The organism is Bacillus sp. NEB1478 (assembly GCF_031582965.1).
Taxonomy (GTDB): domain Bacteria; phylum Bacillota; class Bacilli; order Bacillales; family Fictibacillaceae; genus Fictibacillus.
This window is the reverse complement of sequence record NZ_CP134049.1, coordinates 2739080-2765941: the sequence shown is the minus strand read 5'-3', so window position 1 is coordinate 2765941 and position 26862 is coordinate 2739080. Positions and strand designations below refer to the sequence as shown.

Annotated in this window: 33 protein-coding genes; 28 read left to right on the top strand and 5 right to left on the bottom strand. The window is 36.4% G+C overall.

Features of this window, described 5'->3' with window-relative positions:
- Positions 1-28: 28 nt before the first annotated feature.
- From RGB74_RS13780 to RGB74_RS13765, 4 genes are all read left to right on the top strand, one after another.
- On the top strand, positions 29-439 hold the full coding sequence (locus RGB74_RS13780; protein WP_310759873.1) for a DinB family protein: 411 nt from the start codon (positions 29-31) through the stop codon (positions 437-439).
- 67 nt (positions 440-506) lie between these two features.
- Positions 507-737, top strand: a complete 231-nt coding sequence (locus tag RGB74_RS13775) for a hypothetical protein (protein WP_310759872.1) — start codon at positions 507-509, stop codon at positions 735-737.
- Positions 738-997: 260 nt separating this feature from the next.
- On the top strand, positions 998-1645 hold the full coding sequence (locus RGB74_RS13770) for a pentapeptide repeat-containing protein (RefSeq protein ID WP_310759871.1): 648 nt from the start codon (positions 998-1000) through the stop codon (positions 1643-1645).
- Between the two features lie 77 nt (positions 1646-1722).
- Positions 1723-2568 (top strand): cupin domain-containing protein, encoded by an 846-nt coding sequence (locus RGB74_RS13765; protein WP_310759870.1) that lies wholly within the window; start codon positions 1723-1725, stop codon positions 2566-2568.
- 56 nt (positions 2569-2624) lie between these two features.
- Here RGB74_RS13765 and RGB74_RS13760 read toward each other — a convergent pair whose 3' ends face one another.
- Both RGB74_RS13760 and RGB74_RS13755 read right to left on the bottom strand, forming a co-directional pair.
- Positions 2625-2756: a bacitracin ABC transporter ATP-binding protein gene (locus RGB74_RS13760; protein ID WP_310759869.1), complete on the bottom strand. Its 132-nt coding sequence runs from the start codon at positions 2754-2756 to the stop codon at positions 2625-2627.
- Positions 2757-2942: 186 nt separating this feature from the next.
- Entirely contained in the window at positions 2943-3086 is a 144-nt protein-coding gene (locus RGB74_RS13755) for a hypothetical protein (RefSeq protein WP_310759868.1), read from the bottom strand.
- 311 nt (positions 3087-3397) lie between these two features.
- Between RGB74_RS13755 and RGB74_RS13750 the strand changes: the two genes are divergently transcribed.
- The 12 genes from RGB74_RS13750 (at position 3398) to RGB74_RS13695 (ending at position 13340) form a co-directional block, all read left to right on the top strand.
- The gene (locus RGB74_RS13750; RefSeq protein ID WP_310759867.1) at positions 3398-3904 is read left to right on the top strand and encodes a hypothetical protein; all 507 of its coding nucleotides are present in this window, start codon (positions 3398-3400) and stop codon (positions 3902-3904) included.
- Positions 3905-4163: 259 nt separating this feature from the next.
- Positions 4164-5093, top strand: a complete 930-nt coding sequence (locus tag RGB74_RS13745) for a phosphotransferase (RefSeq protein ID WP_310759866.1) — start codon at positions 4164-4166, stop codon at positions 5091-5093.
- Between the two features lie 378 nt (positions 5094-5471).
- A complete protein-coding gene (locus tag RGB74_RS13740; protein ID WP_310759865.1) occupies positions 5472-6572 on the top strand; it encodes an AI-2E family transporter in 1101 nt (366 codons plus the stop codon).
- A gap of 116 nt (positions 6573-6688) precedes the next feature.
- On the top strand, positions 6689-7126 hold the full coding sequence (locus tag RGB74_RS13735) for a YybH family protein (protein WP_310759864.1): 438 nt from the start codon (positions 6689-6691) through the stop codon (positions 7124-7126).
- 582 nt (positions 7127-7708) lie between these two features.
- The gene (locus RGB74_RS13730; RefSeq protein WP_310759863.1) at positions 7709-8269 is read left to right on the top strand and encodes a cysteine hydrolase family protein; all 561 of its coding nucleotides are present in this window, start codon (positions 7709-7711) and stop codon (positions 8267-8269) included.
- Positions 8270-8633: 364 nt separating this feature from the next.
- Positions 8634-9056, top strand: coding sequence for a DoxX family protein (locus tag RGB74_RS13725; protein WP_310759862.1), 423 nt, complete (start codon positions 8634-8636; stop codon positions 9054-9056).
- Between the two features lie 78 nt (positions 9057-9134).
- Positions 9135-9464: an ArsR/SmtB family transcription factor gene (locus RGB74_RS13720; RefSeq protein WP_310759861.1), complete on the top strand. Its 330-nt coding sequence runs from the start codon at positions 9135-9137 to the stop codon at positions 9462-9464.
- Positions 9461-9898: an SRPBCC family protein gene (locus RGB74_RS13715; protein WP_310759860.1), complete on the top strand. Its 438-nt coding sequence runs from the start codon at positions 9461-9463 to the stop codon at positions 9896-9898. The genes RGB74_RS13720 and RGB74_RS13715 overlap by 4 nt, the downstream gene beginning before the upstream one ends.
- Before the next feature lie 236 nt (positions 9899-10134).
- Positions 10135-10728 carry a YdeI/OmpD-associated family protein gene (locus RGB74_RS13710; protein WP_310759859.1) on the top strand — a complete coding sequence of 198 codons (594 nt, stop codon included), beginning with the start codon at positions 10135-10137 and terminating at the stop codon, positions 10726-10728.
- A 267-nt stretch (positions 10729-10995) separates the two neighbouring features.
- Entirely contained in the window at positions 10996-11487 is a 492-nt protein-coding gene (locus RGB74_RS13705; RefSeq protein ID WP_310759858.1) for a DinB family protein, read from the top strand.
- Between the two features lie 195 nt (positions 11488-11682).
- The gene (locus tag RGB74_RS13700; protein ID WP_310759857.1) at positions 11683-12156 is read left to right on the top strand and encodes a DinB family protein; all 474 of its coding nucleotides are present in this window, start codon (positions 11683-11685) and stop codon (positions 12154-12156) included.
- 551 nt (positions 12157-12707) lie between these two features.
- Complete coding sequence (locus RGB74_RS13695) at positions 12708-13340, top strand: FMN-binding negative transcriptional regulator (protein ID WP_310759856.1); 633 nt, start codon at positions 12708-12710, stop codon at positions 13338-13340.
- Positions 13341-13627: 287 nt separating this feature from the next.
- On the opposite strand, the gene RGB74_RS13690 is transcribed toward RGB74_RS13695, so the two are convergent.
- Positions 13628-14023 (bottom strand): hypothetical protein, encoded by a 396-nt coding sequence (locus RGB74_RS13690; RefSeq protein ID WP_310759855.1) that lies wholly within the window; start codon positions 14021-14023, stop codon positions 13628-13630.
- A 195-nt stretch (positions 14024-14218) separates the two neighbouring features.
- On the opposite strand from RGB74_RS13690, the gene RGB74_RS13685 reads away from it, so the two are divergent.
- Both RGB74_RS13685 and RGB74_RS13680 read left to right on the top strand, forming a co-directional pair.
- Positions 14219-14761 (top strand): GNAT family N-acetyltransferase, encoded by a 543-nt coding sequence (locus tag RGB74_RS13685; RefSeq protein WP_310759854.1) that lies wholly within the window; start codon positions 14219-14221, stop codon positions 14759-14761.
- Positions 14762-15299: 538 nt separating this feature from the next.
- Positions 15300-16718, top strand: a complete 1419-nt coding sequence (locus RGB74_RS13680; protein ID WP_310762883.1) for an MDR family MFS transporter — start codon at positions 15300-15302, stop codon at positions 16716-16718.
- 256 nt (positions 16719-16974) lie between these two features.
- Here RGB74_RS13680 and RGB74_RS13675 read toward each other — a convergent pair whose 3' ends face one another.
- Positions 16975-18090: an SGNH/GDSL hydrolase family protein gene (locus tag RGB74_RS13675; protein WP_310759853.1), complete on the bottom strand. Its 1116-nt coding sequence runs from the start codon at positions 18088-18090 to the stop codon at positions 16975-16977.
- Positions 18091-18265: 175 nt separating this feature from the next.
- On the opposite strand from RGB74_RS13675, the gene RGB74_RS13670 reads away from it, so the two are divergent.
- From RGB74_RS13670 to RGB74_RS13635, 8 genes are all read left to right on the top strand, one after another.
- Positions 18266-18427, top strand: coding sequence for a hypothetical protein (locus tag RGB74_RS13670; RefSeq protein ID WP_310759852.1), 162 nt, complete (start codon positions 18266-18268; stop codon positions 18425-18427).
- Positions 18428-18444: 17 nt separating this feature from the next.
- Positions 18445-18843, top strand: a complete 399-nt coding sequence (locus tag RGB74_RS13665; RefSeq protein WP_310759851.1) for a hypothetical protein — start codon at positions 18445-18447, stop codon at positions 18841-18843.
- A 2-nt stretch (positions 18844-18845) separates the two neighbouring features.
- Positions 18846-19340 (top strand): hypothetical protein, encoded by a 495-nt coding sequence (locus RGB74_RS13660; protein WP_310759850.1) that lies wholly within the window; start codon positions 18846-18848, stop codon positions 19338-19340.
- Positions 19341-19404: 64 nt separating this feature from the next.
- Positions 19405-19989: a hypothetical protein gene (locus RGB74_RS13655; RefSeq protein WP_310759849.1), complete on the top strand. Its 585-nt coding sequence runs from the start codon at positions 19405-19407 to the stop codon at positions 19987-19989.
- A gap of 137 nt (positions 19990-20126) precedes the next feature.
- Positions 20127-20597 carry a GNAT family N-acetyltransferase gene (locus tag RGB74_RS13650; protein ID WP_310759848.1) on the top strand — a complete coding sequence of 157 codons (471 nt, stop codon included), beginning with the start codon at positions 20127-20129 and terminating at the stop codon, positions 20595-20597.
- Between the two features lie 457 nt (positions 20598-21054).
- Positions 21055-21747, top strand: a complete 693-nt coding sequence (locus tag RGB74_RS13645; protein WP_310759847.1) for a response regulator transcription factor — start codon at positions 21055-21057, stop codon at positions 21745-21747.
- Positions 21725-23938, top strand: coding sequence for a sensor histidine kinase (locus tag RGB74_RS13640; RefSeq protein ID WP_310759846.1), 2214 nt, complete (start codon positions 21725-21727; stop codon positions 23936-23938). Before RGB74_RS13645 ends, RGB74_RS13640 begins: the two co-directional genes overlap by 23 nt.
- The gene (locus tag RGB74_RS13635) at positions 23935-24072 is read left to right on the top strand and encodes a hypothetical protein (protein ID WP_310759845.1); all 138 of its coding nucleotides are present in this window, start codon (positions 23935-23937) and stop codon (positions 24070-24072) included. Before RGB74_RS13640 ends, RGB74_RS13635 begins: the two co-directional genes overlap by 4 nt.
- 193 nt (positions 24073-24265) lie before the next feature.
- On the opposite strand, the gene RGB74_RS13630 is transcribed toward RGB74_RS13635, so the two are convergent.
- Positions 24266-25009: a DUF1385 domain-containing protein gene (locus RGB74_RS13630; protein ID WP_310759844.1), complete on the bottom strand. Its 744-nt coding sequence runs from the start codon at positions 25007-25009 to the stop codon at positions 24266-24268.
- Positions 25010-25350: 341 nt separating this feature from the next.
- Here RGB74_RS13630 and RGB74_RS13625 point away from each other — a divergent pair, with 341 nt between their 5' ends.
- Together RGB74_RS13625 and RGB74_RS13620 are read left to right on the top strand one after the other, a co-directional pair.
- Complete coding sequence (locus RGB74_RS13625) at positions 25351-26481, top strand: AIPR family protein (protein WP_310759843.1); 1131 nt, start codon at positions 25351-25353, stop codon at positions 26479-26481.
- A gap of 64 nt (positions 26482-26545) precedes the next feature.
- On the top strand, positions 26546-26761 hold the full coding sequence (locus tag RGB74_RS13620) for a helix-turn-helix domain-containing protein (protein WP_310759842.1): 216 nt from the start codon (positions 26546-26548) through the stop codon (positions 26759-26761).
- Positions 26762-26862: the final 101 nt, after the last annotated feature.

Genomic DNA, 26862 nt, shown 5'->3' with positions numbered 1-26862 from the left:
TGGGCAAGGGGTTTGGTCTATTGGTCAAATGTATGACCATTTAATTGTCGTGGCTCATGAATATCTTGATAGTGTTGAAGCTTGTGCGACAACTGTTGGGGAGCAGAAGCAGGGTAAGACGGAGTTTGGAGAATATTTATTTAATATTGGTGGATTCCCGCCAATTAAAATCAAATTACCGGATGAACTTGATACCCCACCTGACAATACAAAAAGTAAAGAGGACATTATGCTTGAGCTCAATCAACTAATAAATAGAATGAAAGAATTGGAAATGAAAGTAGAAGATATAAACCCGAATTACAAAGATAAACATGGAGGCTTTGGCTGGCTGAATGCACAAGAATGGTTTGCACTTGTCGGGATGCATTTTCGTCATCATCTGCGTCAGAAGTATGAGCTGGATCAAAAACTTGGTTGTATCCAAATATTTGGATAACAAATGTTATTCCTAATAACTTAACACGGTGCTGTATTTGATCGCGTTTGCTTGGAGGTGCACAACATTGAGAATAGTCAGTGTTGGATTCAGCTTTATTTCTGTGGGGATGTTTATTATGCTTGCTAGATTCTTTATTACTTCTGAATTAGGTCCTAATGCTACTTTTAGGATAAATGAAAATTTAGAGGTCAAAATGAGCACTTTTAAATTATTGGCTGACACATTCTTTATTACATTAGTATTTCTTGGGGTAATCTTATTTATCTTTAACAAAAATAAATTAGCAAATAAGTAAAGATTTTTTCTTCCACAATAGGGTGCGTTGATCTAAGAAGGATTAAGGCCTTTTGTTAAGTAGCAAGCTTGTGGAATAAGGGTTTCTGTATTTACTCCACAAAAGGGTTAGTTGGGTAAAAAGAAGAACATTAAGTAAATTAAATATTGAAAGTTCTAACGAATAAAATTGCTCACAATCGCTTTAAAAAATAAAGACTTATATACTTTTTTATTTTCTTGTAGAGTTTATTATTAGCTAGAAGAAAATAGAGGTGTATGATGGCAAAGACGATAAAAATTGAATCCCCAAAAATCCTTTCTGAATTAAAAACCGCTAACTTCAATGATATTTTTTATGAAGAAGAGCCCGAACTATTCAACTGTGAAATCACAAACTCCCAAGTAGACAATGAGGTAATCAATCGAGCAGTCTTTTCAAAGGTTATTTTTAAAAATATAACGTTTATAAATAGTACATTTTTGAATATAGACATGACCGATGTGGTTTTTGATCATTGTAATTTATCCAACACATGTTTATCTGAAGGGATTATACATAGAGTCGAATTTAAGAACTGCAAACTTTTAGGTTTGGATGTGTCAAAAGCAAGTCTGGGTAATGTAGTTTTTAGAAACTGTGACTTAAAATTAAGTAACTTTTCAGATACTCGCTTAAAACAAATAGGATTTGAGGAGTCGTCTTTGAGAAGTGCTAATTTTTTTGAAGCCAAATTGGATAAGGTTCAATTAAACCGGTGCGACCTGAATGATGTTGATTTTACACAGACAATCCTTAAGGGGATTGATATTAGTACTTGTACGTATGAGCAGATCAATGTGTCTCCTGAAAGCTTAAGAGGATGTGAAGTCTCATCCAACCAAGCAATCGGATTTTCAAAATTATTAGGACTGAAAATTAAGGAATAAATCTTCATAGAACATTTTCAAACAACCTGCATTCTCGAGTCTTAGGCATATGATAATTTTATACGCCTTTGAAGGGAATGAACAAAGTGTATAATTCTAACTGGAGTTATGACCATTCACAAGTGGAACCCTTACTTGCGGGAATCAAACGAGAGGCTTCTTCAATTGACCTTTATAGCCGATTAGTAAATGCTGCACCTAATCAAAAGCATAAGAATCACATTCTTTATGCTTTAGAAGGTAAAAAAGTTCATCTGAGGCAATTTACGGATCTTTATATCACACTTACAGGAAGGCAGCCGGATTACCAAATCGATAAAGTGATTTTTCGGGGATATAAAGATGGTTTAGTAAAGGCATATCAAGCTGAAGCTAAGGGGTATCAGGAATATCATAAAGAATGTTTGCGTAATCAAGATCCATACATTCACAATGTGTTCTCACAAGCTCTTAATGAGAAAAAAGATAGTGCGGCGCGATTAGATTGGCTTTATAAGGAAGCTCGGACCGAGATTAAAGATTATGGACGCCAGCCGTTTGTCATTGATATTAACGAGGCCGCGAAACAAAACAATACGTATCGAACCGCTTTATGGACAGGGGAACATTTGCAAGTAACATTGATGAGTATAGATGTTGGAGACGATATCGGCTTAGAGGTTCATCCGACAACCGATCAATTTTTGCGTATTGAAGAAGGGCATGGAATTGTTCAAATGGGGGATAGCCAGAATCATTTAAATTTTGTGGCAGAAGCTTTTGATGATTATGCGATTATGATCCCTGCTGGCAAATGGCATAATGTAACGAATATCGGTGATAAACCGCTTAAGCTATATGCAATTTATGCGCCGCCTGAGCATCCATTTGGTACAGTCCATCGAACAAAAGCAGAGGCGATGGCTGCTGAAAGAAGCATATAATTTAGTAAAAAAATAGAGGCTGCCGGTTTTATCCTGGTCAGCCTCTTTCGTGTTACTTAATCGTTTTCTTCATCATCAACAATATCCTGTTGAGACAGTTGATCAGGAAAACCGTATTGATTATTAATTTCCTCAGCTAGCTCTGTTAAAAATTCTTCCGAAATTAAGGACTTTTTTTCTTTAGTCATAAGGTTCTCCTAAGTATCTTTGAGTTTTCCTGCAATTCTAAGCAGTATAAACACTATGGACAAATATTACGTAACCTATTCTAAATTAATGAAAAGAACTTGGATTTGTGTAAATAAAAGGACAAATACCTTTAATCTCGAGCATCTTCAAAGAAAAATTGATATTTTTTTATCGTGTGGAGCTTGTCACGATTTATTAGATTCTTCTTTTTTTGTCGCTTCTATAAGCTTATTTGTTTTGGAAATAAGAACGGTGCTAAAAATAAAAGACGAAACAAGGCCAATGATAGCAAAGAAAATTAATGCGGCAAATCCAGTTTCAGAACGCATACAAACCCCCGAATAATTTGATTAGTAATCATAGTATTTGTATTCCAAAAAATTTTATCCAAAATGTCTCTTAAATACTATTTAGGAATGTTAACCTGGTTTAGCAGCTGTTCAAACTGCAACTTACCTGAGATGCTGGAGGAAATAAGATAGGCTCATAATCGTTACCAATAAGGCTGTTAAAGACCGTTGTGGATTTTTGATAATTGTACGAAAGATCAGCTTAATTACATAAGAAAATAGAGGCATTCAAAAAGGGCTGATGGAATATATTAGTAATTAAATGAGCGTTATAAAATGGGGATGAGAGGTTGAAAATAAAATCAAAATTAATCGTAATTTCATTGATTCTATTAATTATAGGTGCTGTTTTTTTATCATTTGTTCAATTAAGTAACCCTATTCGCATTGATGGGGTTTCTACTAGCACGAAAGAAGATGGAAAAAAGACAGTAATTTTTCAAATTCATAACATAGGTCTTAAGAGGATAACAATAAAAGAAGTTACTTTAAATCATAGTAAACAACCTAAAGAATTGGCACTAGGGATTAGTTATGATACTGGACATTTATTACAAAGTGGTATTGATAATCCAATGATTAAGTTTATGAAAGTTGACTCAGCACCCATTATTCCAAAGTTAAACAAAAAAGAAATTACTGATGCTATTAATAGAAAAGAAAATACACCCATTTATTATGGAATTAAAGTGGAGTCTTATAAGGAACCCATCAAAAGTATGACTGTTAAATATAAGTATTTTGGGTTTCTGGTTACCAAAAAATATAATTTAGAATCGTGGAATTTAGAAAACTAAATTAGAGCTTTAGTGGAAGAAGATTCTACAAAAGAACTCATAAAATGGGTTCTTTTCTTGTTTCATGATTGATTATTCCCACAATTACAGAATCAATGATTAGAAATTTTAACCATCTATACAGGAACGAATTTGTTTTTGAAGATCTTATTGAGTGGAACTGCGGCCAGTGTTACTAGAACGTAAATTAAGGCAGGGATAGAGAGACCTAACTAGAAATAGGAACTTGACGCTTATTTTAAATAGATGGGGTGATAGAATGCCTGCGATTCAAAATAAAACATGGATTTTCGATCGATACCAAATATCTCAATCTGATTTTTTGGGAGCCGGGATGGAAGCCGAAGTCTATGCCTGTGATAGTGATAAAGTGCTGAAGTTGTATAATCACCTATCAGATGTTCATAAGCAAAAAGTACTTAAAAGCTTTTATCAATCAATAGAACGAAATGGTTTGAGCTACGAGTTACCTAATATATACGAGATCAATGAGGAAAAGGGAAGTTTAATAACGTTTGAAAAAAGAATAAAAGGCACACCCTTGCAAAGTCAATTGCCACAGATGAACAGTGCGAAATTAGAAGAAATAATGAGCATTTATCTAAATGCAAATATTGAAATGAAATCCATTACTCTGAAAAAAGATTTAGAAGGGTATTGCTTGTTTGATCATTTCGGAATTCCGCAATCTAAAATAAATAATTGGTTTGATCTGCTCAAAGAAATGGTGGTGAAAAAGCAGATCGGACTAGAAAGCCATTTTAATAAGGATGTAGTGAACTACGAAGGGAAATTAAAATCAATCCTTCAAATTTTATCCGCAGGATACAAAGGGGAGTATTCCATTATTCACGGTGATTTTTATCCCGGAAATCTCCTTATGGACAAGGATAGAGTTAGCGGTTTAATCGATTTTGGTATCATGACGATGTATGGAGATTACTTATTCGATGTTGCCATTGGATGGGTGTGCTTTGATATGTACGATGTGCTAAATGCAAATATTCGAGAGAGATATTTGAACATGATCCTCAACACTTTAGGTGAGAACGTAAAAAGCAGGCTTTATCTCTATGTGCTGGTATACAGTATGATTACAGCGAACTTTTATGCAGAAGATTGCAGCGACGGTCATTATCAATGGTGTGTGGACAATTTAAATAATGAAGAATTCTGGAAAACGATTTAAATTGATCCGATAAAAGGACAAACTAGCATAAAATGATCCGAAATAAATTTTAAAAAAGGGGAAGGTGGTTAAAACCATCTTCTTTTCCTTTAAAATGTACCTCGAACCTAGTTCATAAGAGCATACAGTTCCATATATCCACGGTAATCCTTCATAATTCCTCGGTAAATACGAATAATCCCACATTAATTTTAATAATTCCACGTTAAATTCGATTTAAGCACGAACCGACATAAATCGACAAATTACGCCACCTATCCTTCATCCATAAAAACTATGAAAATACTATTCTAGGTATAATTTTTTCCCTTTAGGGAATAATAGACTAATCTCTGGGGAGAAAATGGCATTTTAATTTATACAAAAAGAGGTGATGTTATGCCGCAGTCAAAAGCATTTCGGTTCGGATACGGCCTATTATTAGCATTTCTCATTATCTATGTTGGGATAAAGATCGATTTTATTTTTCATCCTATATTTATTCTCGTAAAAACACTTTTTTTTCCGTTTTTAGTAGCTGGCGTTTTATATTATTTATTTCGTCCTTTAGTAAACTACTTAGAATCCAAGAACCAGCCCCGGGTATTATCCATTTTATTAATTTATCTTGTAGCAGCAGTTGTGATAACGGCACTTATTTATGGGGTCGGACCTATCCTGCAGAAGCAAGTGAATAACCTTGTGACGAATACACCAGATTTAGTAGATTCAGCGCGTTCTAAATTGGAAGAGATCCAGAAAAATAAATGGGTCAATCGATTTCAAAAGAACGAAGATTTTAATACAGCTGAAATATCAGATAAGGTAACGAATTATCTTTCAACGAGCTTATCCAATTTTGGAAGGAATATCACAGGGTTAATTGGTGTGATAACAAGTATTATTACGGTATTAGTTACCGTTCCGTTTATCCTTTTTTATATGCTTAAAGAAGGTGAAAAAGCTCCGCAGTTTGTGTTAAGACTGCTTCCGGTAGTGCAGAGGAAAAATGGCATCAAAATTCTTCGGGATCTGGATGGTGCTCTTAGTTCATATATTCAAGGCCAAATTATCGTTAGTGTTTGTGTAGGGGTCTTGTTGTTCATTGGCTACTTAATCATCGGTCTTGATTATTCTTTGATTTTGGCTCTGATCGGTATGTTTACAAACGTTATCCCTTTCTTGGGACCAATTATTGCTATCATACCTGCACTGATCGTAGCTGCAATCACATCACCGTTCATGTTAGTCAAAGTGCTGATTATCATGGTGATCGCGCAGCAAATCGATAATCATATTATCTCCCCGCAAGTCATGGGAAGATCTTTGGAGATTCATCCATTAACGATTATCTCTATTCTCTTAGTATCAGGAAGTCTTGGTGGTGTGTTAGGGCTAATATTAGCAGTTCCTTTTTACGCCGTTCTAAAGGTGATCGTGCAGCATACGTATCGCTTATGGAAATTAAGAAGAGAAAAAGAAACTGATCCAGTAAATTGATCTTATATGTGTTCAAAGAGAAACAGTTCATCTGCTTCTCTTTTTCTTATGATAAAAAGGTAATTGCTCCTAACAAGCAGAATACAAATTTAGTATTAAAAAAGGAGCTGTTATTCATGCCGGTTGTTTTGAGTAAAGTGCAGGACGTTCTGGAAAATTATAAAGCTGCTATTTATGAGAAAGATGTTGAGAGATTAGTATCTTCCTTCTCGCCTAACATTCATATTTATGATTGCTGGGAAGATTGGGAGTGTACGGGTATTGCTCAATGGAGAGAAATCGTGAAAGATTGGTTTAACGGTTTACGTGAGGAAGGGGTTCTACTTAAGACTGAGTTTAATGATGTAGTTATTGAAGAAAATGCAGACCTTGCTTTCGTTCATTGTGCTGTTACATTTGCTGCCCATAACCAATCAGGGGAGAAACTGCGTCAGATGACAAATAGATTTACATTCGGTATAAAAAAAGAAAATGAATCTTGGATCATCACTCATTTCCATTCATCACTGCCAATAAGCATGGCATCTGGAAAGGGCATTTTTAACTTAAAGTAAGAAAATTGCAAAAAAAGAATTGCCAAAATCATCCTTACTTGTATAATGGAATTGTTAGGAAATAAATAATGAAGGGGGTTTTTATCATGTGTACATTTAAACTTCATACAAGAACAATGTCCGATATAAAACCTCACTATGAATATTTTTAACCTTTTACACTCTTTTGGTTATTAGTGAGACTATCGAACTTCGATAGTCTTTTTTATTGGCTGTTTTCGTAAACTTTGTTGCTTTTGAAAGAGGTTAATTTCCGTTGCAGTGGCTCGCTTTCCGCGGGGCGAACGGTGAGCCACATTCGTACGTTTCACTTTTAAGTGTCTCACCTGTCCCACTCGTCCCGCAGGACAAGGAAAGCTTCGACAGCGTTACATCGCACGAAGAAAATGCGATTTTTCATTTTCGAGGAGTCTTACCCTTCCACTCCAATTAACTATTCAATGAAGAACTTTTAAAAATCTCTCTGTAGCAACAATCTTTTAGAAAAGAGCTTTTTTATTTGATTAATAAGTTCAAAGTTTGAGTGGGTATTGGACGTGATCCTGACATCTTTGTTCTTGTAAAAATGAGGAGGATAATTGGATGTTATCTCAAACAGCCTTGCTTGTCATAGATGCCCAAGTCGGTATCGTTGAAGGTCCCTCGATTGGACCCGTATTTAAGAAGGAACAAGTACTCAAAGTCATGAAAAATGTAATTGATCGAGCAAGAGAACAGAATATCCCTGTTCTTTATATTCAAGATTTAGATGTTGGAAAAGATGACCCAGAACAGCATGAAATTCATCCATCCCTTTTACCAGCATCTGATGAAACAGTGCTTAAAAAGAAAGCAACAAATGCCTTCTTTTCTACCGATCTTCATTCAAAATTAACAGAATTGAACATTAACCATGTCGTAATGGTGGGAATGAAAACTGAATATTGTATAGATACAACAGCAAGGGCAGCAACAACTCTTGGTATTGATGTAACCTTGGTCGAGGACGGTCATTCCACAACGGATAATAAAGTTTTAAATGCCGAGCAAATTATTTCTCATCATAATTGCAACTTACACGGACTCGACAACATCAATCACTTTATCATGGTAAGAAATTCAGATGAAAACGTTTTTGAACACAAGCATTTAGAATATAAGTAAAAAAAACTAAAAACATGGATGAACACCTGGTGCATTTCTTCTTGAAGGAGGAATGTACCTTTTTATTGAAAGATTTTTATTACCGGTGATGTCGATTTTTTAGTAGATTCATTAAGCACTCGTGATTCTCAAGAAAACCGAGTTACTATCAAAAAGCTTCCGCATCGAGGTGCGGAGGCTTTATTTAATCAGGTGACAATCGTTTTCATCAGGATTAAAAAGAAATTATTGACAGAACACTGAATGGTGTCATATTATAAAAGTGACACCAAATAGTGTCCAGTTGGAAATTAGAAATTGGTAATTGTTAAACTGTTTGAAACCTGAATAAGTTTCACTTGAAACATTATGAGGAGGGAAACAAATGAGTAAGATGATCGGTGCGGAAACAACCGTGAAAGCAGACTTAATGCCCCGAGGAAAAATGATTGCTTATTGGTCAGTCACATTACTGCTCTCAGCAGCTGTTATGTTAAGTGGTATTGGGCAACTAATGCAATATGGCGGCAACGTCGAGCTTGTGACGAATCTTGGTTACCCATTATACATCTTGACTATTCTCGGGATTTGGAAAGTACTTGGATCCATCGCTCTCGTCGTGCCGGGTTTTCCACGGCTTAAAGAATGGGTTCACGCTGGTATCTTCTTTTTAATGACTGGAGCAGCTTTATCTCATGCGTTTGCTAACGATTATGGTGATTACGGGTTTAACCTTATCCTTCCGCTTTCATATGCTGCACTAAACATTGCCTCCTGGGCTTTACGTCCGAAGAGCAGAATGCTTTAAGAGGTGATGAAATCCAGAGATCCCTTCTTACTACCAATCGATATCTATTACAGCAAATAATATTTTGGAGGGGATGCAATGAGCGAGAACGACCAGTTGCGGGATGTGTTTAACGCGATTGCAGATCCAACCCGGCGTCAACTGATCCAACTGTTATCAGAGGCAGAGGAAATCCCTCTACATGAGTTAACGACACAGTTTCAAATGGGGCGTACAGCGGTTTCTAAACATTTGAAAATTCTTAAAGAGGCCGGATTGGTATATGACCGAAAAGTCGGCAGAGAAACACTATTTAGGTTAAACGCCACTCCACTCAGTGAAATTCATGATTGGGTTGCTTTTTACAGTAGGTTCTGGAGTTCGAATATGGTGCGCTTAAACCAATTTTTAGAGGAGGAAGAAGAATGAGTTTAACATTATCATTGGATTTTCAGTATAAGACAACGATCGAGAAGCTTTGGTCTGCTTTAACCGATTCAAGTAAGCTTGCCAAATGGGTGTGCAACATCCACACCGGTCAAGCGATGGAAAATGATTTTAAAGCCGTCGTAGGGCACCATTTTCAGTTTCGCACTCAACCTACCGAATGGTGGAATGGGATTATTGACGGCGAAGTGCTGATCGTGGATGCACCAAATCGTTTGTCCTATACTTGGGCGAGTGGAGGAGAGACGCACACGGTCACCTGGACACTAAAGGATTTAGGGGACGGAAAAGTTAACCTACATCTTGATCAAACAGGAATCTCAAATGATCAAGCAGTAGCTGGCGCTAAGTATGGCTGGGGTAAATGGTGCAGCGAGCTTGAAAAGATGCTGGAACAATCACCTCATTCGGTATAAAAATATCGCCTTACCAATTTAGTGGAGAACTTTTTATACAGACAAATTGACGATCTTCCATTTGATGCAAACTAGAATTTATGCTCGAATGGAAGGTTTTTTCAATGATTTACAGTATTTAAAAAGGGGCAGGAGGCAAACCTTGTATTGGGGCTAGATAACACGATTGTGGAGAATGTGAGAACGTTCATGCTTGACTGTAAGCTGATCGGAAAATTAAAGAGGAGTGTACCTGAATGACAAATCATACAATGAATCCCAAGGTTGATGAATTTTTAAGTAAAGCTAAAAAGTGGAAGGAAGAATTTGAGAAGTTGAGAAATATCATTCTTGACTGTGAACTGACCGAAGAATTTAAGTGGATGCATCCTTGTTACACATTAGAGAAAAAAAACATCGTATTAATACATGGGTTTAAAGAATATTGCGCACTTCTGTTTCATAAAGGTGCCTTGTTAAAGGATGCCAATGGGATACTAATCCAACAAACAGAGAATGTACAATCAGCGCGCCAGATTCGGTTCACAAACGTTCAAGAAATAGTTGAAATGGAAACCATCTTGAAAGACTATATCTATGAAGCCATTGAAGTTGAAAAAGCAGGCTTGGAAGTGAATTTTAAAAAGAATACAGAGTTTGTAATTCCTGTAGAGCTTCAAAATGAATTCGATGAAACCCCAGACTTGAAAACTGCCTTTGAGGCATTGACACCGGGACGGCAAAGAGCATATATTCTTTACTTTTCTCAAGCGAAACAACCCAAAACGCGACAATCCAGGGTTGAAAAATATACACAGCAAATTCTAGATGGAAAGGGATTAAATGATTAATTCAATCATTGGGGTATAAACTTTTTTTATTAATATCGAATTTGGGATTGATTTATAAATCAAAACTGTTATTTATCAATGAATAGAATGTCTTGCCTAACGTGTACATTAAGTTGATGTCAAAGAACTGTTAAAGCAGTTCTTTTTTATTGGAAAGTAACAAAAGGAAAAGAAGATGTAAAAGAGAATAAATTGTAACATGTTTTAATAGTTTGGCTTGTATATACTTTTGGATTATAAGAAACATAGATTGGGAGTGTGAAATTCATGGTTCATGCAAAAGAATTGTTAAATGATCAATTATTAGCTAATGCTAATGACCCTAGCTGGTATCTTCCATTTTCCGAATCCGTTGAAAATCTAACCGAAGAGGAAGCGTTTTGGAAGCCAAATGAAAATTGTAATAGCATTGCTGAAATTGTCCATCATCTGCTGTATTGGAATGAAACATGGCAAACCAGATATCAAAAATCTGATGTCAACGCTGTTCCTTCCATAGGCGATAATAATAAAAGTTTTATCATTCCGGAAAATGAAAATTTTAAAGATCTTAAAGAGCGTTTATTAGAGGTATTGTTACAATGGCAAGGGTTACTATCGGAAGAAAAAATTGAAAGTGAAGTAAATGGATTCCCTGTCCCTGTGCAGTGGTGGGCAGTAATTGGAAATGTTGCAACACATAACGCCTATCACATTGGGCAAATTATTTTCATTCGAAAGCTTCAAAAGAGCTGGAAAGTGGATGCTGTCGAAGTTTAAATTTTATATTAGAAAAAGCGCTGTCTAAATAAGGAAAGCATCTTTTTTTATCGGTAAGTAAATCCATAGACTTAAAAAGGTTATATAACAAACGCGAGCATTTCTTCAAGAAGGAGAAATGCTCTTTTTAATTGAAGTATGGGAAAGGAAAAGTTAAATTAGGATGTTCTTAACATTTTAAGGGAGAGTGAGAAAATGGATGTATTCGTAAGGCAGTATGATTGGATACAAAGCACGAGAGAAACATTATTTCATTACTGTGAAAGTATATCACCATCTGATTATGTTAAAGAGCTTGAAGCTTTTGGCGGAGACTCAATTCGCAGTCTCCATGCTCATGTTGCGGATTGTTATCGCGTATGGTTGGGAAATCGTGCACTTGGCCATTCGATCCCCAAAATTGACCCATTGTCTATCGATAACGTACAGGAAATGCGCGAAGTTTTTAGTAAAACGGATGCACTAGTTCATGAATTCCTGAATGAATTTGAAAATAAATGGGATCAAAATGTTCATGTGTCCTTTGAGCATGGCGGAAGTGCTAAGTTTACCTCCTTATGGCTATTGACACATACGATTACTCATGAGTTTCATCATAAAGGACAAATTGTTAAAATAGGAAGAAAACTCGGGTATATCCCGCCTGATACAGACTTGATCGAACGTTAGAATAATCGGACAAAAAGGTGCATAATTCAATATGGATAGATAAAGAATTAAGGGGTTTTTGCACAAGATATCATAGTTAAGCATATCGTTAGCTAACTTATTTATAGGAGAATATAAACAATTTCTTCTCTAGTAACCTATCAAATGAATGATTGGACTCCATTTACATGACATTAGTCTACACAACTTGTCTCACTTTTTCATAGGATATAAAGATATCGATTTAAGTAATTATTGGTATCATTTAGTGAGGTGACGTATATTATGTGTTCCGGTTGTAATCGTAAATCCAGTAGATGCAGATGTGAATCTTCTTCATCCTCTTCATCTCATAGATGTAGAAGGTGCAGAAAGAGAAAATGTCGATGCCACGACTTTTGGAGTAACCTTTTGTTTTAGTAAGAAGAACCCCGTTTAGAGGGGTTCTTTTATTGTAAATTCATGTCTCCTTGATAGAGGTGACATTTAAGGGTTTTCTTTATATTCTATACGTAAGGCAACCATTAATACTTGAGAGAGTTAATTTCATTAAAATCTGAAAGGAGAAACCTATGTACATTCCTGAATATTTTAAACTCGATGATGAAGAAACGATCTATGATTTTATAGAAAAATACAGCTTTGCGACTTTATTTACGCAGCATAAAGGACAGCCATATGCTACTCATCTCCCATTGATATTAAATAAAGATGAAAATTCTTTATATGGTCATTTTGCACGTCCGAACGAACAATGGGAAGATGCAGCGAACCAACAAATTCTTGTGGTTTTCCAAGGTCCCCACTGTTATATTTCACCTTCTTGGTACGAAACGACGAAAGCAGTCCCTACTTGGAACTATGTATCTATCCATTTATATGGAAAGTTAGAGATTATCGAAGACCAAGAAATCATTCTCGATTCTTTAAATGACATGGTAAATAAATACGAAAGCTCAGAAAGTCTATATAATTTAGATGCTGTAGAATCCAGTTTTATCAAGGGAATGAGTAAAGGAATTGTAGCATTTAAAATAAATATCACAAAAATAGAAGCAAAGGCTAAGTTAAGTCAAAATCATACTGTTGAACGTCAAGAATTAATCATTAAGGAACTTGAGAAGACTTCCAATTATGATAATAAACAAGTAGCAGAACTTATGAAAAAAAATCTACTGAAAAAAAGTAATCCTTTTTCAACGTAAATTGCATGATAGAGAAGGTAATTTTATATTGAACACAAGGGAGTTTTAATGAAAAAGGATTAAAGACGTCTCGTCGTTTTTTTTACTTATCCGTGTATGTTGCTTTTTAAAGCCTTAAAAAAATTTATAATTACGGTTTTCTGGATATAAAACACAGTTTGACATGAATATCAAAGGCGATATTCAGCATTCACTAAACTTACATTTGAGGGAATGGAATTAAAAAAGAGCCTTACTAGGGCTCTTTATATTAGGATTTAAATCGGGAATCATCAAAAATACAAAAATTAACAATGCTCTCTTGCATCAACAACATTGCAATGTCTTGCACCTTTTCTAATTGCACACTTAGCTTCTTCTAACGAAATTTTAACGAATACAGCGTGGTCTTCTCCACCTTCTTCTACATCAAAAAGGGCAAAAGCCATGTCTCTGTCAATAAAAATACAGATAAACTCTACTTCTCTATCAGGTGTGGGTCTAGGTACCTTATTTGTGATTTCACAACATTCTATTCCTGCATCAAATAGTCTCCTAGCTGTTTCCTTATCAATTCTAGCTATTGTGAAAATTTCTAATTCTACACCTGGAACATCTGCTTCTACTTCAAAGACAAGAAAAAAACGATCCTTTAGTCGTAATATACAATTGGCTCCTATTTCTAAAACTTCTTGTTGGTTCATATGCACGATCCTTTAACCATTAATTTTACGAAAAATATTCGTTGATATATCATATTCGGATTGGACAAGCGGGTTACAAAGTTAATGAATAAACCCATTAGGTTAGCAGTATTCTTTATGCATATTTTCAAGAAGGGGAAATGCTTTTTTTATTGAATTAAAAGTGGCCAAGAATTTCGATGAGGGGTGGATGGTTTGAAAATTAGATGTGTTAAAAAAGAAGAACATCGTTTTACTGAAGATTTCGTGTATGAAGTATTCAAAAATAGTACGAATTCAGACGGCATCATTCAAAGAGATCTAGTAAAAGAAATTAGAGAAAAGCCATTTTATATTCCTGAACTTGATTTGGTAGTCGAGGATGAAGGAGTGATTATAGGTCATTTTATCCTCTCTCGATTTCCTATTAGTAATAAGCATGAAAATGAAGTGCTAATGTTAACACCAGTTTCAGTGGATATTCAGAAACAAGGTCAGGGTATCGGTAAGTTTATGTTGCGAGAAGGCATTAAACGAGCTGCCAAGATGGGATATAAAGGAATTATTGTAGAAGGGGATTTTAGATACTATAGGCAATTTGGATTTAGAACGTCAACGTTTTTTGGCATTCAAGCATCTAAGAAAAACCTGCCGCCAGCAGAGGAATATTTAATGGCGATGGAGTTGTGTGTTCAGGGGCTGGCAGAAATCTCAGGTGAAGTAGACTATTCCATGTATAAGGTTTTAACTCATGGTTAATTAGACAAGATTAACAGATTGTTAGAATGTTAACGGGTGCACTTCATTATTATGATGTGTGCTCTTTCTTTTTGGATTTTTCGCAAAAATTACGAATAAAGGGGTATTTTTTATTTAAAAAAAACCGAAAATAGGATGTATGATAGATTGGCAGATTCTTCATAAATGTGATAGTATTGGTACGAATGTTTGTTCTGTTTTTGATTCTGAAATATATTTGTTTCTGTGGCATTTTTGAAATTACCTTCAATGAAAGGTTGTTTGAGTGCAAGGTGCAAAGCGCCAGGGAGGCTCACCGCACGCCCTGTAGAAAGCGAGCATCCTGCAACGGAGATCAACTACTTTCAAGAACAACAATGATCGCGAAAACAGCCTAAAAATTGTAAGAAATTAAATTCTAGTAATCGATAAATATCATTTTCAAGGTACTGTATGAGATTGCACACCATTGAAATGAAAGGAGAAAAAATTGAAAAATCAAGATAGATCGACTCAAACTGGAGGGACATTCGGGAGCAAAAGCAACTTCTTGCTCGTGATGATTATGATTCTAGGTGTTTTTGTTGCCATCCTAAATGAAACGTTGCTTAACGTCGCATTGTCAAAAATCATGGATGACTTCGGAATCAAACCGAGTACAGCTCAGTGGCTGACTACTGGATATCTCCTTGTTATCGGTGTTCTAATACCTGTCACCGCCTATCTGATACAGCGATTTACGACAAGAAGCTTATTTCTCGGAGCCATGACATTGTTTACAGTGGGAACATTTATAGCGGCTATTTCCCCAGGGATCGAAGTACTTATTTTAGGAAGGCTACTTCAAGCAGCAGGTACTGGATTACTTTTTCCTTTACTGACCAATGTTGTATTTTCGATCGTTCCTTTTGAAAAAAGGGGTTCGGCGATGGGGACGATAGGGGTAGTCATTACCTTTGCTCCAGCGATTGGCCCTACTCTTTCAGGGATTATTGTAGAGCATTTCAGTTGGCGCGTTCTTTTTTACGGAGTGCTTCCAATTGCTCTATTGGTCATTATTTTTGCATATGCCAAGCTTACAAACGTAACGGAGACAACCAATCCAAAGGTAGATCTACTCTCACTTCTGCTTTCAACTTTAGGATTTGGGGGGCTTGTGTACGGGTTCAGCAGTTCTGGTGAAGGGCATGGCGGATGGTCGAGCAATGATGTATTGGTACCAATTGCAATCGGAGTTGTATCTTTAGCACTGTTTACTTGGAGACAGCTATCAATCACTGAACCGCTGCTAAACTTAAGGACGTTTAAATATAACATTTTCAGGATGTCGACAATGATCATGATGATCGTTATGATGGCGATGTTTTCTGCTATGATGCTGCTGCCGATTTTTCTGCAGAATGCGTTAAGCTACACTCCATTTGAAGCTGGATTAATCATGCTGCCAGGCGGGATTGTCATGGGAATCATGTCACCGATTACAGGCCGCTTATTTGATAAATTCGGTGCGAAGTGGCTCGCGCTGATCGGATTAGGATTGATTGCCATTACCCTATGGCAATTTGCCAGCATCACATTAACGACCGCATACATCACGATTATGATTTTCAATACGCTCTTAATGTTAGGTATTTCCATGGTGATGATGCCGATTATGACGAATGCTTTGAACGAATTGCCACCACCTTTGTATCCACATGGAACAGCAATTATCACTACTCTTCAGCAGGTATCCGGGGCAATCGGGACAGCATTGCTTGTGTCAATTATGACGAACAGTTCTGCTCGTTATTTGGAAAATCATTTAACAAAAGAAAATACAGCGACATTACAGATTCAATCGATGATTGCTGGAATGAAGAGCGCATTCATACTCGCATTTGGGCTTGTTGCCTTCGCCTGGATCATTTCATTATTTATAAAACGAGCTATTCCTCAGGATCAAACAACAGAAGTCAAACAAGGTGCTGCACATTAAGGAAAATGGAACGACTCAATAGAGAAAGTTATCCTCTCTGAGTCGTTTTTTTGTTATTTTTGCGGCTGTTTTTTCGCACTTGGACGTCATTTTATAGACAGGGCGTTACAGTCAGACAGGTCGCCTCACCCTAAAATTCATGTGGTCTTTGATCGTATGAAGCTATCATTTCTAATTAATTCCACGGTAAAGTCCAATATACCCACGTCAATAATTCCACGATAATGCGCCATTTATCCACGAAACCCTCGTTGCATTATTTTAGTTCAGGATCTGCTGCTCTAATTGCTTTCGCGTATTCTTCGGCAAGAAACGCATGACCTTCTTCGCTCGGATGAACGCCATCTGAACTGATGTATTTCGTATAGTTCGTCTCGTTCCATTTGTTTGCCATATCGATATACGTACAGTTTGATACACTCTCACACGCTTTTTTAATGGCAGTGTTTTTAGGTGCCAGATCCTCTTCAGAGTAATGAGAGACGGATGGTATACCGCTCGCGAAAACCTTTGTATCAGGCAACGATTTTTGAAGAGTAGTCAAAAAGGTTGTGTAATCAATCTGGTATTGCTCAAGATCTCTGGAACTCGCATTATATCCGTATACCAACAGTACATAATCGGGTTTAAGATCGATCACATCTTTTTGCAGCCGGTCCAGACCGCTGTTCTTTCTAGAAGCAGGGACGGAAACGTTCAGATCTGTTTTACTCACTGCTTGATTGATGCTCTCTACACCCAGTTTTTCACTTAACATCCCTGTGAATGATTTTAGTGCAATATTGTCGCTTCCATAACCTTCTGCATAACTATGACCCATCACGACCAGCTTCTTTTTATGATCAGCGGGTTTCCTGACATTTGATTCTTTACCGATAAACAGGCCATCAAGTTCGCTTAACGAAGAGTGGACAATCTCGATCTCGTGCCATCCCGATTTATTCTCAAACACTGGTATTTTTAGCACCTTACCATCAGCCGGGAGTTCCTTTTCTACAGCAGGTTTTCCATCCACAAAGATCATAAGTGTGCCTCCGATTCCCACTTGTTTTAATACGGCAAAAGGGCTATCTGTTTCAATCTTTACACGTCGGCCAAAGTGAGGCTTGTCACTGCCTAACAGCCATCCTTTCATTACTTTTCCGACAGCGGGATCATCGATTTCTTTCCAGGGACCGTTTGTAAACAGCCATTCTGGACTTGTTGGTTCTATAAATTTCATCTCTTTCTCTGAAGTTGTTTTACTTGAAGAAGCTTCTTTTGGAATAGTAGTTGTTTTTATTTCGCGGTCTGAGAAAAATATGGCAGTTGTGATAAACAATACAAAAAGGGTTAAGGCAATACTCCACATCATTTTACTTTGCTCTTGCATTTGTTACACCCCCAATTTATTCCTTTTCTCTTATTAAAAATATTCAACCCGATCATTAAGATACCTGTTCATTAATTCCTAAATTTAACAGGACTTTTTCATAAAGAATAGAAATTTAATAGTCATCAGGTGTACGTATATTTTTAGGTATGGATTGTTAAATTGGAGGAGAAGAATGAAAAAGAGAAGAGCTATGTTATTCATTGGTTTAATCCTGTTCATGGTAGGAATATATATATCCACGAGTTGGACTGTAATAGGAACTTTGATGGCCATCATAGGTGGATTTGTCATGGGAAGCAGTTCTTATTTTCTTGCTGCAAAAAAAATCAAATGATAAAGGGAGGACAGGGATTGAGCACAGCGACAGTTGAAATGATCAAAAGCAAAAGAAAGATGGTTCTTTTATTTAATTATATTTGGATGGTTCTTTTGGGTGGTGTGCTTTTTCCGATTGGATTTCAGGATGATCTCTTGTTTTCAATAAGTATGTTAGCTCCCTATTTTTATATGGGCTATATATTCTCAGTGTTATATGAAAAGAAAATATTTGTTGTGTTTTTATCCGCTTTTCTATTAAATGGAATAGGGTTATTCTGGCGTGTTCTTTTAGAATGGGGAGAAGACTCCATGATCAGAGACCTAACCGCTTGGAATGCAGGGATTTTTCTAATCTCCATCCCACTCTTTATCACGATCGTATCCTATTTTTTACAGAGTGTAAGTAGACATAAAACTACATCTGGAGGCTGATTTTGCAACATAAACGATTGACCGAGAAAAAAGTAATGAAATATCTTCTGATCTTAGGACTCGCCTTGGTCTTATTTGTTACTTTTTTAACACCCGTTATCCATTTACCGATTAGCTGGTCCAATTTTTTGGTTGGCATTACAGCAGAGCCGAGTTCTCTGCCATTTAAGTACGAGAAGAGTTATATGACGAGCATATCTTGCGGAAAAAGCTGTGAGAAGCTGAAGCTGCATTATGAGGCGCCAGATACCGAACTCATCATATTAGCGACAGACTATGTAAGCTGGTATGATGACCCGAAATGGGATAAGAAAACAAAAATCAAAGGAACGAAATACTATTATCGAGAGAAAAATAAGAAACAATATTTATATTGGAAAGAAGATAAAGAAGAGCTGGAATTAGGTATTGAATACAAAGGGAAAAATAGATTGTCTAAATCAGAAATGATAAAAATTGCAGACTCTATTACAGCTGAGGGTAGATTATTAAACTAGTTTCAGTCACTTTAAAAAATTAGAGAGAAGGAATTGTCCTGAAACAATTCTTAGGTGTAAGAGTTTGAATAACCAATTAAAGGCTTCCATAATAAGCAGTTTGCTCATCCTTTTACTTCCGTTTTTACAATGGAAGCTTATGGATCTATTGACTTTACTTCTCATGCCTTTTGCATGGCTCGTTGTTTATGGATCCTTCATCGTCATTTTTATTTTATCTATCATACGATTATTTAAGAAAAAGGATTGGAATCCATTGGGGATCCAAATAATTGCGATTGTATTATGGATTCTCATCCCATTCAACCAGATTGTAATCGACCTGGACTTCAAGTGGAACGAGTCGCAAAGAAACGAAGTCATTGCAAAAGTGAACGATGGAACATTGAAACCGAATGTATCTTATAATCCAACGCTCATCCACTTGCCAAATGAGTATAAAAACTTATCAAACGGTGGCGGTGATATTGTCATCGAAAAACACGGAGAGAATTACGCTGTCTTATTCTTCACGTTCAGAGGAATACTGGATAATTTCTCAGGCATAGTCTACTCACCAAATGATCGAAAGCCAACACACTTCTTCGGTGAAGATTTTATAGAAATAGAAAAGCTTGATGATCACTGGTATTTTGTTGCCGCTAATTAAAAAGCAGTAATTAAGAATTCTAGTAATCTATTTAAATATCCAAACAACGACCGCTTTAAACTATAGCCCTAATTGTTAGAATGTGTCGGCAGGGGCCAAAGTGCTGAGTGAGTTTTGTAATAAGGGGTGTCTAGAAAGTGAAAGTAAGTGTAGAACATATGAATGAAAAAACGGCTGAGGAAATTCTTAAATGGAGTTACGAAAAACCCTATGATTTTTATGATAATTCATTAACCGAAGAGGCGATGAATGAACTGCTTAATGGTTCCTATTATTCTCTAAGGAAAGACAATAAAGAATTAATAGGGTTCTATTGTACGGGTGAGGCTGCTCAAGTTCCGATCGGAAATCAGCATGGTGTCTATAAAGAACAAATGATTGATATGGGGTTGGGAATGAATCCCAGTCATACTGGCAAGGGGAATGGTTTTCAATTCGTGTCGACCATAATGGATTTTATTAAAGAAAATAACGGCGACATTCCCATTCGGCTAACGGTAGCTGAATTCAACAAAAGAGCGATGCATCTCTATGAAAAACTAGGGTTTGTAAAAGACGGTGAATTCAGCACTCAGAGAGCTGCATTTATTACGATGATAAAACGGTAAGCCATAAAGAAAAAAACACCGATTACATGTAGTAGAGAGAGGATTAATTCATACATAGGTACGATCACCCGCATTATGAATGATCTTCCCTTTGAGATGACAATCCACCGAGTGTTTCTATTATTCTAACGGAAATGTCCGTTAATCCAACGAGAATGGCCAATAATCCAACGAGTTTTGATCATATACTCCCGAGTCGACTAATTTCGACACCCGCCTGCTGCATTGTACAAATTTTCTATTACTCCACAAAACTTGCATTTCTCCAAAAAGGAGAGATGCCTTTTTTATGCAATGAATGGGGCTCAGTCTGATGGAAATGAGACGAGTTTCAATTTCAATCGCAATATTAAGAAAGTCTTAAGATTTATGCTAGGAAAATGTAAAGAATTTCAGGATAAGATGAGAATAATTTCAAATATATACCATGCTATAATGCAGAAGGGAGAGTGAAAAAATGAATGAATGTAACGTGCTGGTCGTGGATGATGAGAAAGAAATCCGCGATGCAATTGAAATATATTTGAAGAACGAAGGAATAAATGTCGTACAAGCGAGAGATGGGATCGAAGCAATTGAAAAATTAGATGCGCACCACATACACCTCATCATATTGGATATCATGATGCCGAGATTAGATGGCATCTCGACGACATTTCGGATACGTGAACAAAAGAACATCCCAATCATTATTCTAAGTGCAAAGAGTGAAGATACCGATAAAATACTGGGCCTTCAGATTGGTGCAGATGATTATGTGACAAAGCCGTTCAATACACTGGAGCTGATTGCCCGCGTCAAGTCCCAGCTCCGCCGGTACGTCACACTCGGTACATATGAAGGGAAAACCAACGTCATCAATCTGAACGGACTGACACTTGATAAGGAAGCGAAAGAAGTTGCCGTAAACGGTGAATCTGTAAAATTCACACCGATCGAATATAAGATTGTGGAGCTGCTGATGTCCTATCCGGGCAGAGTTTTCTCCATTACGGACATTTATGAGCGGGTTTGGAAAGAGCCTAGTTATAATGCGGAGAATACAGTCGCTGTCCATATCCGAAAGATTAGAGAAAAGATCGAGATCGATCCGAAAAATCCAAGATATTTAAAGGTGGTATGGGGAATTGGATACAAAATGGAAAAGTAGAACCAAGATGTTCGTTTGGGTCCTGTTGTTGACCTTTGGGATCAGCGGAATCGTCTCCATTTTTGAGAACGGCCATTGGTACTTTAACAAAGATTATTTTCATACAGGAGAGTTTAACGTTCAACTAGATGATTATATTGACTACATCGGCATTGCTGAAATTAATAAACCTTCAGAAAAAGAGTTAAAGGACAACATCAAAGTTAAGAAGGAAGATATTGAGGAGCATCGCACTCGTTACGGAACTTTGTCCGAGCAGGTGACCAACTTGAGAGATCAGTACGCACCGAAGATCGATGATGCCAGGGCTGCCGGAAATGAAGATGTCGTGAAGCTTTATGAACAGCAAAGAGATGAGAAGATTAAAGATATCATCGAAAATTTTAAAAGTGATGAACATGTCAAAGGAAAGGTTATCAAAGAGAAAGAAAAACAGATTGATACATTTTTGGATGCGCGAGAAAGGTATTTGGCCGAATACGATCCTAATCTTCTTGGCTTCCAATACTATCTGGAGGATGCGAAAACTGGAGAGGTTTTTACAAATGTAAAGAATACAGACAGCCCGGAAGATTTGGAAGATAAATCGAATTTGTTCACAAGGAAATATTCTTCCTCTTCCGAAAATGGTTCTTTGCAGATAAATGGTCATTATTCCTTTTTAGATTATACACAGGATGAATACTTTGCCCATAAACCAAGATTGCTTCAAGGAATCATTACTTTGCCAGCTTCTGCTTCTAAAGGGGATTGGCTCCAAAAGCAGAACGATGATTATAAAAACAGGCAGATGTTCTTTTATGCAACTTCAATCGGCAGTCTTTCCGTGTTATGCCTCGTGTTTTTTTGGGCAAGGAAACTTCATCCTATAAAGATGATTGCTGCATCGGAAAAAAGAAACCTATACAAGAAAATCCCAATCGATATTCGCTTGGGGAGTCTATTAATTACGATTTTTCTTATGTTGTTAGCACTCGTGATGAATGCGCAAAACTATGATCAACTGTCCTTTTCGTTCTTATATAGTGACGGACTCTTTGAATTTCTGATCGCGGTCTTCATGGTCGGGGTCACTCTTATCCAAGCGGTATGGATCTACCCGGAGATCGGTAGCAGAGAATTGTATAGAGAAGCTTTTCTCATAAAAATGTCCCGATGGTTCTATCGATTGGGATCAGATGTGTTTTACAACAGAAGTGTGGGTATTCAGATTCTGTTGCTCCTTATCGTGATTTTTTTGTCTGGATTTGGTGCGGGGGTTGTGTTCATGTACCCGGAAACATTCATCCTTTATTTCTTTCTGTTTATTGTTTTCACTGTACCTGTACTGCTGTATCTGTTCAAACGGATCGGATATTTGAACCGGATCATCCAGCATTCCAAAGAACTTGCAGCCGGGCAATTGGAACAAGATCTGCCTCATAAGGGAAAATCGGCATTAGCCATGCTTGCTGGGAATCTGAATCTCTTGAAACACGGTGTGAAAACGTCAAAGAAAGAAGAAGCCAAAAGTGAACGCCTGAAAAACGAGCTGATTACAAATGTAAGTCATGACCTCCGTACACCGTTAACTTCAATCATCACGTATACAGAACTTCTGAAGTCACCCGGGGTGACGAAAGACGATCATGATTCGTATCTGGAAATCATCGACCGCAAATCGAAGCGTCTGAAGATCTTGATTGATGATCTGTTCGAAGCTTCTAAAATGGCAAGCGGCAAGATTGAACTTACGAAACAAAAGGTAGATATCGTTCAGCTGCTGCAGCAGGCGATGGCCGAATATAACGAAACGATCAAGGAGTCATCCTTAACTTTTAGACTGGCAACCCCAAACAGTCCGATCTTCACCTATGTGGACGGTCAAAAAATGTGGCGGGTGTTTGATAATCTAATAGGAAATGTTCTTAAGTATTCACTTGAAAACACAAGGGTCTACATGTCGGTGACGAATGAAAAACACAAAGTGAAGATCTCATTTAAGAACGTCTCTAAATATGAACTAGGCGGAAACATCGAGGAGTTGTTTGAACGGTTCAAGCGGGGAGATACTTCGCGTCATACAGATGGATCCGGCTTAGGTCTTGCGATTGCTAAATCCATTGTCGACCTGCACGATGGAACGATGGATATTGATGTAGATGGGGATCTATTTAAAGTCACGATCGAATTGGATGCGATGGAACCATGAAAATAAATAAGAAGATTGTTATCGGTGTAACCATTGTATTGTACAGCGTCTTTGGATTTGCCAAAAATGCGGAAAGTCCTCCAATGAAAGCATCGATTGAGACGATACAAATTTCAGAAGCTCTATCAGACTAATGATTTTATTAATTGCTGAATTTGTAAAAGTAAGCGATGACGAGTGAAAAGCTTAAGCAAGTCATCTCTTTCAATAAAGTTGGAGCTACAGTTGTACAAAAGTCAAAGCTAATTCTGCTCTACTGGAGAATAAGTTAAAAGATTTTGTGAGTGATAGATAGTAGAAAAAGACGTACACAAAGTACGTCTTTTTCTAAATGGATTTCTCCAGTTGAATTAAGCGATTTATACCAATTACAGCTGGTTCCAGTTCATAAGTTGTTGGTTCGGCAGTTGTCAGTTTCTGAAAAAATTCCCCGATTTTAATAAACGGTTTACTCAAAAAAGCTAACTTAGTTTCTTGCAGCTCAAAGATTTCATAAGCGATCATCCAAACAGACAAATTAACAATCGGGCTGTTTATGTGTAAACCTAGGGTGATAATTTTCAGCATAATAACAATAAATACAAGATTTGTCCCACACCTAGAGGATATACGTGTTGCTTTCTTGACTTGTTTTATTTCAACTTTTCCAAACTCAAGATAAGTATTTATCGCCTTATGTTCTGCGCCGTGGAATTTACCATATATACGATATATCAGCCAGAAAAGAAAAAATATAAAAATGATATAGAAATATTGGAATCCTGTATTGATTTCATCAATATTGGAATCATTAATAATATTATATTTTTCGAGGAGCATGGTAACTGGAATTACGATAATACACGTAATTATAAGAACTTTCTTTGAATCCCACAAAATCCTTAAGAGTGCAACCAGACTTCTCAGAAAGGGTAAGGAACTTAAAAATCTGACAAGCCAGTTATCTAATACAAATGATGTGGATTCTTCTGTGATGGTGATTTTACCATCACTATTATATCTAGCTTTTACTATGTAGTTATCCGATTGGAACATGATTCCGTTTTTGAGAGCACGACCACCAATATTCATAGAGACTCCTTAGATGTTTATGATACTTCAATTATAGTTCATTAGTCCCTTTTTTAGAATATAATTTGTGTATGTAATTCCCAGTGTTATTACTTATTTTTGATTACTATGATTCAACAGGGGAGTTGGCCGACAAAAGGGGAGTTGTACCTGAACTGGAACATAAGCTGGGTGAATGTATATGATGGCTAATTATTTTAGCGAAACGTATGTATTGAATTATTTAGAAAAAATTTCAAAATTCTAATTGACGTAATTACGATATTGCGTTATTATGTATTTATAAACCTGCTGAACTTACTCATAGTTAGCTAGGCTACTAAATTGTAGGAGGAAGAAATATGACTATGTTAAAAATTAAAGCTACTCAATTCAAACGAATGGAAGATCCAATTGGACGAGGAAACAAAAGAAAATATGTATGTTATGTGCATATTAATGATTTACCAAAAGATATTTCATTTGGACCGAATCCGCGTGATCAGAAACTAACTACATCTGTGGCTAAACAAATTGAAGATTCCTTATTAAGTAACGATGGTGATTTCCATCTTAAAAATCGTGGAGTAGTGGTATCGGCTGAAAAAGTCCAATATGATACAAAAAAAGGTGAAATGATGTTATTTTTAGATGATGACTATGAACATGGAAATATAGATGGCGGTCACTCTTTAAAAATAGCTCTTAAACATCAAAATAAAGGACTTAATCAATTTATGGCGTTTGAAATTATGGTTGGTGTGGAGGATATAATAGAGCCATTAGCAGCAGCTCGTAATACTTCTGTCCAAGTTGACGATAAATCATTAGCGGAACTAAGCAATAAATTCGATTCAATTAAGGATGCTATTGGTGGTATGCCGTTTTTCGAAAGAATCGCATTTAAACAAAATCAGCAATTGGCACCGAAGGTCAAAATGATCGACGCACGTGAAATTGTGGCAATTCTTACAATGTTCAATCGCAATGTTTATTCGCAAACAGTTCATCCTACACAAGCATATAGTACCAAAGCTAAAGTTTTAGATGATTATTTAGAAAATCCAGACCAATTTGAGATTTTTTCAAATATTGCCCCTGATATATTTGATTTGTATGATCAAATAGAAAGGGATTTTCCAGAAGCTTATAATGCTACTGGTGGACGCTATGGAGGAAAAAAATATTCAGGATATAAAGAAGGAAAAGTAGTTGCAAAAACAAAGTTCCGCCAAGAAGATTCGATTTATAGAGTACCTGATGGTTTAATTTATCCCTTAGTTGCGTCATTCCGTGCAGCTGTAGAACTTAATATCGACACAGGTAAATATGAGTGGAAACGCGATGTATTTGCACTTTACGATGAATTAAGAAAACAATTAGCTACAAAGATAATGAAGTATACGGAAGCAATTGGAAACAATCCTAATGCAGTTGGAAAAGATGCTAACGCATGGGATATTTTATATATGACTGTTGAACGTGCAGTATAAATTAAAGAGGTGCCGTGAATTTTCTAATTTATGGTACCTCTTATAATTTAAGAGGTGAGTATATATGTTAGAAGTAAAATTTAAATTAAAAGAAATACTTGAAGAACGTGGTTTAACACAAAAAGAATTATCAAAAAAATCCAATGTTAGAGAAGCAACAATTAGTGACATTGTCAGAGGAACACGTACTGTTATTAATTTTAAACATTTAGCTGCTATTGCGGAAGCATTAGATATAAAAACAATTGAAGACATCATGGAATTTCAAGAGAGAAAATAAATAGCTTAATTAAATCTCCTTATTGTATAAGAGATTTTAGTCTGAAAACGCTTAGTTCTTGAGAACTAAGCGTTTTGAATTATAGCATTCAATAATAATCC